The sequence below is a fragment of the Fischerella muscicola PCC 7414 genome (assembly GCF_000317205.1).
Taxonomy (GTDB): Bacteria; Cyanobacteriota; Cyanobacteriia; order Cyanobacteriales; family Nostocaceae; genus Fischerella; species Fischerella muscicola.
In genome coordinates this window covers 19,215-32,082 of the sequence record NZ_AJLK01000042.1, presented here as the reverse complement: position 1 = coordinate 32,082, position 12,868 = coordinate 19,215, and the positions used below count along the sequence as shown (strand labels likewise).

Sequence of the window (12,868 nt, the reverse complement as noted above, 5' to 3'; positions counted from 1 at the left end):
CGTCAATATTCTTTCATAATCTAAAGATGAGTAAAGGGTAAGGAAGATTTTGGCATTGCACAGAAGTGGGATAATTTTTTCTCTGCATTAAAAAATTCTTTCTACCCTACTCTACGAGAAGCCGCGTGAGCGATCGCATCCAGTTCATCAAACCCATCAAAAATGATGATTTGTACTTTCACCATGTCTAGTGTTGTTGGATTATTGTCTAAAATTCCTTCATAAGTCACGCCCGTTCCTTTATCACCCCATCTGAGGCTTCCTCATAGATTGCGTTTGTTTGATAGCTCATTGTTCGTTCGTAATTGGATTTACTTGATCAGTTTCATTCAAACATATTTCATTGGAAATAGCTTGATTAAGTTCCTGAACTAGCTTATGCACGGTAGTTGAAGGATTATCGTCAGCAGGATTAGGAGGTTTGTACTCATTCAAAAGTCTCTCAGCATTTTTAATAGCTTTAGACTGATGGTTTTTGATTTGGTCATAAATAGTTTCACTATTCTTTTTATATTCCTGACCAAGCAGTTTACTTAACTTCTTTTTATATTCTTCACGGGGAAGACCAGTGTTTAGGTATTCAAAATGCAGTATATACCATAGTTCAAAAGCTTCATTAGAGTAAGCAACTTCAAAGCCTTGAAACCTAGCATTTTGTATTGCATTATTAAAGTCTTGTTTGGATCATGAGTCTCGATCAAATACACACCAAGTCTGATCATATTCATCTTGGCTGTGTAGCTCTTTTGCTTTCTCTACTAAGCGGCTTGGATTTGCACCTATTCCATGAACAGCGATAACTAGTCCTGGAGTGCGAAAGCTTCTAAAGTAGTTAGGTTCAGTCTTTTCTCCTTCGCAGACTATTAGAAACCTTTTCCTCAATTCTGTTTTGACTTCATCATCACGGAAATTAAAGTATTTCTTTCTCAATTAATTTTAAAAAAATCCCAGTGGGGAGCGCGATCGCCTACTACGCTGTCACGCTAAATATATTACTAACAAAACAGTATTACTTCTGTGTAGAGTAGTTTTGACATGCTAGATATTATAACTGGAATTGAGATTTTTGTGAGAGCAATCATAGCATTGTCATGTTAGATTTTACACATAAATGGGCATACTGACTCCTAGAAGTGGACATCTCATATGGAGCCAGTAAATATGGATGCAGCAGTAGATTTAACACTTGCAATTCCCGGATACTGTTTAGGTGAGCAACTCTATTATGGTTCCAGGACAGTGGTTTATCGGGCACTGCGAGAGGCAGATCAACAGCCTGTAGTCATTAAACTGCTCATACGAGGCTATCCCACCTTTAATGATCTGTTACAGTTTCGCAACCAGTATGCGATCGCCAAAATTTTAGAGATTCCAGGAATTGTTCGCTTCAACAGCATGGAGCCATACCGCAACAGATATGCCTTAATGATGGAAGATTTTGGTGGCATTTCTTTGCGACAGTATGCTCAAAATCAAACACTTCCCCTAATTGAGGTACTGAATATTGCTGTGCAACTCACAGATATTCTCCACGAACTCTACCAAAATCGCGTCATCCATAAAAACATCAAACCCGCCAAAATTCTAATTCATCCCCAGACAAAGCAAGTCAAACTCATTGACTTCAGCATTGCTTCGTTGTTACCCACACAGACGCAAGAGATCCAAAATCCCAGTGTTTTGGAAGGAACTCTTGCTTATCTCTCACCAGAACAAACCGGACGCAGGAGGTGGGGTATCGACTATCGCAGACATGGTGGCATGATCAGCGTTGACTCAGTTCCCAAAGAAGGGACAGAGTTTACTATGACGATTCCAGTCAAAGCTAAAGTTGAGAATTCAAAGGTTTTAGCACAGACGGAGGTGGTTCATGTCCCCAGTTAGTCTCAAAAAGATTCTTCACAAACAAGAGTTGTTGTATCTTGTTCAAGAATTAGCCGTTACGCTCAACATTGCTATTGATATTGAGGAGGTAGACGGCAGAAACTTGCTCAGCATTGGCAAGCCAACTTCCGATAATCGGCATCCAGTTAAGGTATTAGGAAAAGTCATCGGTTGGGTTGTGGGAGGAGAACAGGCAACTTTACTCGCAACTTTGCTCTCATTTTTGGCAAAACAGGAAGCCGAGAAGAAGGAACTCGCCAAAGAATTACTAGAGCGATATCAAGAAATTGATTTGTTTGAGGACATCTCGACTCAAATCACGGTGAGTTTGGATGTACGACAAATAGCTCAACTCGTGCTTCAAGAAATAAGTCAATTGATTGAATCCTCTGCCGGGATGATCCTGCTGTTGAACCCAGATGCAACGGCTTTTGAAAGTATTGCCGAATTTGGACTGTTTTTTACTCACGGCTACCCAGAACCAAGCAAAGGAATCATCGGCAAAATTGTCCAATCTAACCGGGCAGAACTAATCAATGATATCCAGGCAGATCCTCGATTAGAGGGACAGGAAAATGTGAGAGCTTTGATTTGTGTACCATTGCGGGCTAAGGAACGGGTACTGGGAGTGATCGCCATTGGCACGCAAAACACCGATGCTTACACCACCGAACACCTCAAACTGGTTAGCATCTTTGCCACACAAACAGCGATCGCTATTGAAAAGGCTTTACTTTACGAGCAAAGTTGTCAAGCCGCCGCCGAATCCCAAGCCCAGACAGAGAAACTTCAGCAAGCCCTCCAGGATTTACAACTAGCACAAACTCAGTTAATCCAAAGCGAGAAAATGTCAAGTTTGGGACAACTCATTGCCGGAGTTGCCCACGAAATCAACAATCCCGTCAACTTTATTTGCGGCAATTTGAAATATGTTGCAGAGTATGCCAAAGACTTGCTGCAATTGCTGCAAGACTATCAAAAAATTTTACCTGTTACTCCTGCCGAACTGCAATCAGAGCTAGATACCATCGATCTGGAATTTCTCATGCAGGATCTTCCGAAACTACTGGACTCGATGAAACTTGGCACTGATCGCATTGTCGAGATTGTGCAATCTCTGAAAAACTTCTCTCGGCATGACGAAGCCCAAATGAAAGCTGTCAACATCCACGATGGCATCAACGGGACACTCATGATTCTCCGCCATCGTCTCAAAGCCTCTGCTTCTCATCCCGAAATTACAGTTGTCAAAGAATACGGCAAACTTCCCTTGGTTGAGTGCTACCCCGGTCAATTGAATCAGGTATTTATGAACATCCTAGCGAATGCGATTGATGCCCTAGAAGAAGGGATAGGGTGTAGGACGTGGAGTGGAGACAATCCAGAACAATCCCCTTTACCCACCATTCACATTCGCACCGAAATTCTCGACGATCAGTGGATTGTAATTCGCATTGCAGACAATCTATCTGTACTGATTGTGTCAGTGATCGCGATTTTTGGCACTGTTCATGGTTTCGGGTCTTTTGCCAAACAACCCTCGCCTAATGAATCGCTCATCTTGCTGCAATCATTCATTTGTGCCATCGCTATTACTACTTTTGTTATCTCTGCGGTAACAAGTGAAAATCAGAGGTCAGAAATGATACTCCGGCAAGCCAATGATGAACTAGAACGACGAGTTGAAGAACGAACAGCTGAACTCAATGAGGCAAAAAATGTTGCCGAAGTTGCCAATCAGGCCAAAAGTGAATTTCTCGCCAACATGAGCCACGAATTACGAACACCGCTGAATGGCATTCTGGGTTATACTCAAATCCTACAAAGAACAGAAACCTTAACAGACAAAGGATACAAAGGAATTGAAATCATCCATCAATGCGGCTTTCATCTATTAACTTTAATTAACGATGTGCTGGATTTATCCAAAATTGAAGCGCGGAAAATGGAGTTGCATCCAATCGATTTCCATTTTCCCTCATTTGTGGAAGGAGTCGTCGAAATCTGCCGTATAAAAGCCGATCAAAAACTGATTTCCTTCAACTATCAGCCAGACTCTCAACTCCCTGCTGGTATCCATGCTGATGAGAAAAGACTACGACAAGTTCTGATTAATCTTTTGGGAAACGCAATCAAGTTTACAGACCAAGGGGGAGTAACATTAAAAGTCAATGTCATAAGTCATTCGTCATTGGTCATTGGTCAAGAGTTATTAGAAACAGATTTTATACAAATGACAAATGACAAAGGACAAATGACTAATTATAAAATTCGTTTTCAAGTCGAAGATACAGGGGTGGGGATGACATCGGCGCAATTGCAGAAAATCTTTCTTCCCTTTGAGCAAGTAGGAGATATCAAGCGACAGTCTGAAGGAACTGGATTGGGATTAGCTATTAGTCAAAAAATCGTTCACCTCATGGGTAGCAGTTTAGAAGTTGAAAGTCAACTTGGTAAAGGTAGTATCTTCTGGTTTGAAGTGGAGTTACCAGAAGCAAAACAATGGGTAGCAAGTTCCAGAGTGATGCAACAAGGAACTATCACAGGCTATCAGGGTAAAAAACGCACAATTTTAGTAGTAGACGACAAATGGGAAAACCGTTCGGTAATTCTAAACTTACTAGAACCGATTGGATTTGAGTTGATAGAAGCTAGTAACGGACAAGAGGGAATTGATCGGGCTGTTGCGTCTCAACCTGACTTAATTATCACCGATCTAGTAATGCCTGTAATGGATGGCTTTGATTTGATTCGACAAATTAAGCAATCTGCTCAGTTAAAAAATGTCGCAATAATTGCTTCTTCTGCAAGTGTGTTTGAAAGTGATCAAAATCAGAGTTTAGATGTTGGTGCGGATGCCTTCTTATCCAAACCTGTTGTAGCTGAAATTTTGCTAGAAATATTGCATTTACACTTGAATTTGGTATGGATTTATGCACAAAAATCAGAAACTGAAGCAAATCGAAACCAAACTAATTTTCAGTCAGATGTTGAGGATATTTCTTTACCTTCTATCGATATCTTGACTCACTTATATGACTTAGCAAAAGATGGTAATATCGATGGTGTATTGGATGAAGTCAATAACCTAAAAACTGACAATCCTATTTATTTTAATTTTGCTCAAAAAGTAATTAAACTTGCAGAAAATTTCCAAATTAAGAAACTGCGAGAGGTATTAAGTCAATGGATTAACCAAGCTAATTAAAGCTCTCAATGCTCGGCCAATTGGTAGCAGGTGTAGCACATGAAATGAATAATCCCATTAGCTGCATCATTAGCAATATTCGTCCTGCTCAAGAGTATGTTGCTGATCTCACCCAAATCCTGCAATTATGTCAGCAACATTATTTCCAACTACCACCTATCATTCAGGATGCGATCGCTCAAGCAGATATAGAGTTTCTCTTAGATGATTTACCAAAGCTCCTTAATTCTATGCAGATTAGCACGGAACGAATTAAAGATATTTCCGTGTCGCTGCGAAACTTTGCTCGTGCTGACACATCTGTAAAGGTTAAGTTCGATGTCCATGAGGGACTTGACACTACATTATTGATTCTGCGTCATCGTCTTAAAGGCTTGGGGCAGTGCCCTGAAATTAAAGTCGTTAGACAATACGCTCCCTTACCAAAAGTTGAGTGTTATCCGGGGCAACTCAATCAAGTTTTCATGAATATCTTAGCTAATGCCGTTGACGCTCTAGAAGATATTTGGCAGCAAGGCAAGCGAGTCAATGATTCCCTAGCAATCAACATCTGCACTGAGATGTCCAGCCCTGAGGATGTAACGATTCGGATTTTCGATAATGGCATTGGTATGACGGACGAGGTGAGACAACGGATCTTTGACTGTCTATTTACTACCAAAGCACTTGGTAAAGGTACTGGATTAGGATTAGCGATCGCCCATCAAATTATTGTGGAAAAGCATGGTGGGGCGATTAAGGTTAATTCCACGCTTAACCAAGGAACTGAATTTGTGATTGTGTTGCCTTTGAAAGAACAACATGAGTTGGATGCATAGCGCTTCCCCAACCATCTGGGCATCGGGCGATCGCAGAACTTTTCACTCTATCAATAGCAGCAACGCGATCAGCTGCCGTGTCGCGTTTCATCCCACCCCTGGAAGGAGTGGGCTTTCACGCTCCCGTTATTTCTTGTAATAGGGAGAAGTTCTCTCCCCACCTCCCTAGTGGGAGTTACCAGACTACGAGCGATCGCTCATGCACCACTCGCTGATATACTTCTTCTGTTTGCTTACCTAATTTCGGCCAGCTAAAGCGTCGTTCCAAATCTTCGTAAGCGTTATCAATCAGCCATTGGCGATAACCGGGATTTTTCAGAACTTCCAAAATTCCCCATGCCAAAGAATCAGGGTTATTGGTATAGGTGACAATGCCTGTTTTTGTATGTTGCACTACTTCTGGAAAACCACCCGTATCAGATACTACCACGGGCACACGAGAAGCAAAGCTCTCTAAGGCAACGATGCCAAAGGGTTCATAAAGGCTGGGAAAAACAGCACAGTCAGCGATAGTTTGAAATTTATCTAAGTACTCATCAGAGATAAAGCCAGTAAAATAACATTTATGCCAAATTCCCATCTCCCAAGCTTGTTTTTTGAGATGATCAGTGTTGCCACCACCGATGATTACAAACTTAACGTAACCGCCCATTTCTTGAAGTACTTTGGGAGCAGCTGCTAAAAGCAAAGATACACCTTTTTCGTAGGTCATGCGACCAACATAGTAAACGATTTTTTCGCCATCTTCAGCAAATTGGCGACGAAAGTCTTGGGCGTGAAAGTCTTCGTGATGGCGTTTTTTTTCTGGACGAATACCGTTATAGATAACGTCAATTTTATCCCAAGGACTGTGTAAAGCTTGTTCTACTTCTCGACGCATGTAGTCGGTGCAAACAATAATTCGCCAAGCGTTGTAGGCTAATAGTTCTTCTTTACCACTTATATAACGTTGGGTATCAGTGTAAATACCGTTATAGCGTCCGTATTCAGTAGCGTGGATCGTAGCAATTAGGGGAACTTTAAAGGTATGCTTGAGAGCGATCGCCGCATCTGCGACTAACCAATCATGAGCATGGATGATATCAAAGGGGCCTTCCTCCGCGATCAATTTTCCCCCATGACTGCCCATGCTTTCATTCATGTTTACTACCCAATGGAAAAAGTCGTTACCACTGGCTACAGGAATGCGATGCACACGCACCCCGTCCACGACTTCATACATGGGCGCATGACCAAATTCAGGCGTGATTAGATGAACTTCATGCCCTAAATTGACGATTTCCGGGTATAGTTCTGAGACATGGCGCGCAATTCCTCCAACAATACGGGGCGGAAATTCCCAACTCAGTACTAGTATTTTCATTTGATGCAATCCCCCAAGCCTTTACATTTCTCTAAAATTTGTCATTTGTCATTGGTTAGTGGTTAGTTGTTGGTGGTTAGTTGTTAGTTGTTATTCCTCTACTCCCCATCACCCCATCACCCCATCACCCCATCACCCCATCACCCCATTGCCCCCCAACCCCACAAAGTGGGGACCCCTAGCCCCCCATCACCCCATCACCCCATCACCCTTGTCCTCCTTCCTTCCTATCCCCTATCCCCTATCCCCTTTTGCTAACTCTTGCCGGAATTGTAACCAAGCTGCTTTTGCTTGTGTGTCCGAACTGGCAGCTTTTTTTAGTAAAATAACGCCATCTTGAAAGCCTATAATTCCATATTCACGATTATTGGTGAGCTGGTCAATCAGTGGGGTTAAATCTTTTAATAAACTGCGATCGCTTTTAAATGCAGCTTGATATTTCTGTAATTGCCAAAGATCAGCGATCGCATAATCTACTTTGATTACTTCTTGGGCATCATTACGTAGTTGCAAGGCAGGTAAACGCAGGATTTCCCGACGGCTAGAAAGATGGGGAACTATGTAAGTAGTTGCAGATACACTCGCATCTGGGGGAATTTGTGCTACCAAGGGACGCATCTGATTTACATGTTGCCATTGTTGTGGCAATGACACATATACTAATGGTTTGACAGAATCAGGAATGAGAAAGTAAAAAGTGCGATTGGGATTAGATGTAAAGGTAAAAAATAGAGATAGACAAATACAACCTATCCACAAACGGCGAAATGCAGGTTTAAATTTTTGTTGACGCTGCGACCACCAGAGAATAGACCCATAAAATAATCCTGGGACGACAGTTAAAGCATAACGTATTGTAATAGATAAAACAGACTCTCCTTTACCCAGTAATAATTTCAATAGGGGAAAACCAGCTATCATCCAAGAACCATGGGCTACAGCAGGTACAAATGCTAAGGGCAACCACTGACCTAATAAGTATTTAATAGTTCTATCTAGTGGCGTAATTAACTCTACTAATAAACGCAGAGGATTGCTAATCATCCCCCAAATAATTTCCAGGGTGGAAGCTTCCTCACCATTGGCATATTGTCCAAACCGTTCCAACATAAACCGTTGCGAAATATCTTTAGAAAACAACGGCATGATCAGATTAGTTAACACTAATATGTAACCAAAACTGAGGATACACACAGCAACGCCAGCGCGGGGAAAGCGTTTACTCAAAATCATGTAAACTCCTACCCCAAATAATCCTATACCTGCATCTTCTCGTACAGCTAAAATCAAAACTGCCATCAACCAAAATAACCACCACCAGCGTTTTTCCATTGCTAGCAGCAGTGTAAATACAAACAAGGGAATTTGGCAAATGTCGTGAAAGTTACTTAGAGTCGGGCCGATCACCGCGTTCGCACCGTAAAAGCTGGCGGTAATCATGACTGCTAATGGTGGTTGGAGATATTGCCTAGCCAGTACGTACAACACCAAACCCGCCGCCGTGATTAGTGTAACTTGCAAAACAGTTAAAGTGGCGGGAGAGGGAAATAAGGCATAGATAGGTAGCCACAGCAATAACGCCGGCGTAAAGTGTTGTCCGAGTCGATGGTAATATACTGTGGGAACTTCGCCAGCGTGAACTACATTAGTTGAAAGACTAGAAGAAAGAGAACTTTGAAAAAAGCGACCATGCAGATTATTCCAAAAAACTTGGTTAAAAATGCCCTGGTCAAAGGAAGCGTAAAAAGTATAGTAGCGGTGCAGGGTAAATAACAAACACAGGAAAAAAAAGATTCCTGCTAACAGTAAGACAGTCTTGCTGGCATTACCTGCCTTTAACTTAAATATTTTTGGCAGCTTTTCTTGCATTTTTGACAACATCAACGATAAAGGCTTCCCGTACACTCTATGGCGATCGCATTAAAAAAGAATACAAGATAAAGGATCAAAAAACACCCTTTACACTTTACACTTCACGTTTCATCCTAGAAGTTTCACGTTTCATCCTAGAAGTTTCACGTTTCATTCCTGAAGTTTCACGTTTCATTCCTGAAGTTTCACGCTTTATCCTTGAAGTTTCACGCTTTATCCTTGAAGTTTCAGCCTTTAATAGAGAATATAGACAAGTCCTCATTGTTCCTATCTGCCAAATGCCTACCTTGCTTGTGGATGTGCAAAATTTGCTTGTTGACTTACTGAAGCGCTATTCATCTAGGGTGGATTATTTAATGATTCGCCTAGAAGAAGCTGAAGGTACAGATATATTGTTGCGTGGCGATAAAGTAGAAACTCTCAGCGAGGCTATTTCGATCGGTGGACATATTCGTGCTGCTTATAGGGGTGGATGGGGGTTCAGCAGTTTTAACCGCTTGACAACAATTGCTGAACGCATCGAAGAAGCAATTGCTGCTGCGAGGATGGTTGGTGATGAAGAAACTATACTTGCTCCGATTGAACCAGTACAAGCAGTTTGTCAATTGCCCTTGACAGGTACTGATCCCCGGCATATTTCCTTGACTCGTAAAAAAGAATTGTGCGATCGCTATTGTGATCTTCTCAAAAGTGTAGACCATCGCATCAGCACCACATCTGTACGCTACAGTGACACCAGTCAAAAAGTAATTGTTGCTACCAGTGAAGGCACTTTCATCGAACAGTCTTGGGTAGATATGGAAATGCGCTTTGCTGCCACTGCTAGAGATGGTGATACTGTGCAAACTGGTAGAGAAACCACCGGTTCTCGACAGGCTTTTGAAGATTTAATCAACTTAGACACACAAGTCAAAAGCGCCGCCGAAAGGGCAGTAGCAGCTTTAACTTTGCCATCAGTCAAAGGTAATATCTATACCGTAGTTATTGATCCGATTCTCACTGGTTTATTTGTTCACGAAGCCTTTGGACATCTTTCGGAAGCAGATATGGCTTACGAAAACCCAGATTTGTTAGAGGTAATGACCTTTGGACGCCGGTTTGGCCCGGAAGAATTGCAAATTTTTGATGGTGCAGCCCCAAGTGGACATCGTGGTAGTTATTTTTACGATGATGAAGGCACACCTGCAACAACTACGCAATTGATTCAAGATGGAATTTTGGTAGGAAGATTGCATTCTCGCGAAACCGCAGGTAAGTTAGGGGAAGCGGCGACAGGCAACGCTAGATGTCTTAATTATCACTATGCCCCGATTGTCCGCATGACCAACACATGGATAGAAAGAGGTAAAACACCTGTAGCTGATTTATTCAGTGGTATTAAAGAAGGAGTTTATGCGCGTAACTGGTTGGGTGGAATGACCAATGGGGAAATGTTCACCTTTAGTGCTGGGGAAGCTTGGATGATTAGAAATGGGAAAATAGCCGAACCAGTTAAAGATGTAACTCTCTCAGGAAACGTGTTTCAAACCCTGGCAGATATAGAAGCGATTGGTGACGACTTTTACTGGGACGAGTCTGGTGGTTGTGGTAAAGGCGCACAAAATGGTTTAGCTGTAGGTTGTGGCGGGCCAAGTCTGCGGATACGCGATGTGGTTGTTGGGGGAGAGGCGTGAGTGATGGGGAGATGGGGGGCTAGGGGTCCCCACTTTGTGGGGTTGGGGGGCAATGGGGAACTCACCGGCCCCCACTCCCCCAAGGGAGTGGGGAGTGTGGGGAGGTGGGGAGTGTGAGGAGTGTGGGGAGATGGGGCAGTGGGGAGTGTGGGGAGAATAAATACTTGTGCCCAATGACCAATGACCAATGACCAATGACCAATGACCAATGACAAATGACCAATGACAAATGACCAATGACAAATAACAAATGACAAATGACAAATGACACAACCCAGAGGCATACGAGCATTCCTAATCCAAAATCGAAAATCTAAAATCCAAAATCGTATTGGGTGGTTCTCTTGTGCATTTGTGATCACCACCTGTATCATACCTACGATCATTCCCCGTCCTGTTTTGGGTGCAGAACGGTTAACCCTATCCTACGGTCTGTTGGAGCGTTCTGTATCAGTTCAATCTCTAGAAGATTATGCCAGAACAGGCAAAATCGATGATGAATTGGCTGCTTATTTTCAATATGCACCCAAAGAGCGACTAGAGCAAATCAAACAGGTGTTACTCACTCCTATTCCCTTGAATGTGGTACAAGTTTCCCAGTTTCTCTACACACCAATCGGGGAGAGATTACTAGAGAATTTGGCAACAGTGATTGAGGGTGAAACTCAAGCTACTGGTTTATACGGAATTCGTGCAGCATTAATTTTAGCTGCGGCTGAACCGGAAGGCTTGACTTTATTAAATGTACTACGCAAGTTTCCCTCCAGTGAGGTTTCGATTAATTTAGCCCGCGCCCTACAACTAGCCAACTTAGCCCAGAGTTTTCTCAACCAGACTCAACAAGCGATCGCCTTAATTCAAAAAGAAGCTAACCAAGAAGCAACCACTACTTTGGGAGAAAGTATTAGTAACACTATAAACTTATTGCAACCAGGGTTTTATCAATGGCAAAAGCAAAGTATTAACCTCAATGACAGGTCTCGGAGTCGTACATATCCGGCGGACATTTACCTACCACAAGTTTCTCAGCCTAGACCAGTTATTGTCATCTCCCACGGACTTGGTTCTGATCGAACTAGTTTTGTTTACTTAGCTGAATATTTGGCTTCCTATGGCTTTGTTGTGGCGGTTCCTGAACATCCTGGTAGCAACGCTCAGCAGTTACAAGCATTACTATCGGGTAGAGCAGCTAATATTACAAGTCCCAGGGAGTTTATTGATCGACCTTTGGATGTAAGATACCTTTTAGATGAACTTGCTCGCCGATCACAGTCCGAACCAGCCTTCCAAGGGCGGTTAAATTTGGAACAGGTAGGCGTGATTGGTCAATCCTTTGGAGGTTACACAGCTTTAGCATTAGCAGGCGCACCAATTAACTTTTCCCAAATCCAACAAAGCTGTCCACCCTCACGAGATACCCTCAATGTCTCGCTTTTGCTTCAGTGTTTGACTGCGGAATTATCCTTATCTGAGGATTATGACCTGTCTGATCCACGCATCAAAGCAGCGATCGCTATTAACCCAATTAATAGCATTGTTCTCGGCAAAGACAGTCTCAGTCAAATCAAAATTCCGGTAATGATTGTCAGCAGCAGTAATGATACAGCTGCTCCGGCTTTGCCAGAACAAATTCAACCTTTTACTTGGTTAACAACTGCTAACAAGTATTTAGCATTAATCAGTGGCGGTACGCACTTTTCGACAATCGCAGAATCACCAAACTCCGTCATCCCTGTTCCAGAACAAGTGATCGGCCCAAATCCAGCTTTAGCACAACGCTATGTTAAGTTTTTAAGCCTGCCCTTTTTCCAAAGCTATGTGGCTAATCAACCAAGTTACCTGACTTATTTAAATGCAGATTACATTAACAGAATTAGTCAACAACCATTGCCACTATCATTAGTGCGATCGCTTAATTTGAATACCGATAATACTTCCCAATTACAAATTGCGTTTGGTAAAAAATAGTTTTTTTAGAAATCGACCACCGATGAACACCGATAAACACAGATGACACAGATGGATTTTCCATGAGTGGTTGGGTGATTAT

7 protein-coding genes and 2 pseudogenes are annotated in these 12,868 nt (G+C 42.4%); 5 read left to right on the top strand and 4 right to left on the bottom strand.

Annotation, left to right across the window (positions count from 1 at the left end):
* Window positions 1–101: 101 nt before the first annotated feature.
* Both UYI_RS39560 and UYI_RS34570 read right to left on the bottom strand, forming a co-directional pair.
* On the bottom strand, window positions 102–230 hold the full coding sequence (locus UYI_RS39560; protein WP_016865939.1) for a hypothetical protein: 129 nt from the start codon (window positions 228–230) through the stop codon (window positions 102–104).
* 58 nt (window positions 231–288) lie between these two features.
* Window positions 289–882, bottom strand: a pseudogene (locus UYI_RS34570) (RloB family protein).
* Between the two features lie 279 nt (window positions 883–1,161).
* Here UYI_RS34570 and UYI_RS32095 point away from each other — a divergent pair.
* From UYI_RS32095 to UYI_RS32080, 3 genes and pseudogenes are all read left to right on the top strand, one after another.
* A pseudogene (locus tag UYI_RS32095) lies at window positions 1,162–1,749 on the top strand (serine/threonine protein kinase); the annotation flags it as partial.
* Window positions 1,750–1,870: 121 nt separating this feature from the next.
* A complete protein-coding gene (locus UYI_RS34565; protein WP_016865936.1) occupies window positions 1,871–5,092 on the top strand; it encodes a histidine kinase dimerization/phospho-acceptor domain-containing protein in 3,222 nt (1,073 codons plus the stop codon).
* Window positions 5,093–5,100: 8 nt separating this feature from the next.
* Window positions 5,101–5,910: a sensor histidine kinase gene (locus tag UYI_RS32080; protein ID WP_016865935.1), complete on the top strand. Its 810-nt coding sequence runs from the start codon at window positions 5,101–5,103 to the stop codon at window positions 5,908–5,910.
* A 175-nt stretch (window positions 5,911–6,085) separates the two neighbouring features.
* Here UYI_RS32080 and UYI_RS0106835 read toward each other — a convergent pair whose 3' ends face one another.
* Entirely contained in the window at window positions 6,086–7,273 is a 1,188-nt protein-coding gene (locus UYI_RS0106835) for a glycosyltransferase family 4 protein (RefSeq protein ID WP_016865934.1), read from the bottom strand.
* Window positions 7,274–7,507: 234 nt separating this feature from the next.
* Window positions 7,508–9,142, bottom strand: coding sequence for a DUF2079 domain-containing protein (locus UYI_RS0106830; RefSeq protein WP_016865933.1), 1,635 nt, complete (start codon window positions 9,140–9,142; stop codon window positions 7,508–7,510).
* A 281-nt stretch (window positions 9,143–9,423) separates the two neighbouring features.
* Here UYI_RS0106830 and UYI_RS0106825 point away from each other — a divergent pair, with 281 nt between their 5' ends.
* Together UYI_RS0106825 and UYI_RS0106820 are read left to right on the top strand one after the other, a co-directional pair.
* On the top strand, window positions 9,424–10,818 hold the full coding sequence (locus UYI_RS0106825; RefSeq protein WP_026085789.1) for a TldD/PmbA family protein: 1,395 nt from the start codon (window positions 9,424–9,426) through the stop codon (window positions 10,816–10,818).
* Between the two features lie 264 nt (window positions 10,819–11,082).
* Complete coding sequence (locus UYI_RS0106820) at window positions 11,083–12,786, top strand: alpha/beta hydrolase (RefSeq protein WP_016865931.1); 1,704 nt, start codon at window positions 11,083–11,085, stop codon at window positions 12,784–12,786.
* Window positions 12,787–12,868: the final 82 nt, after the last annotated feature.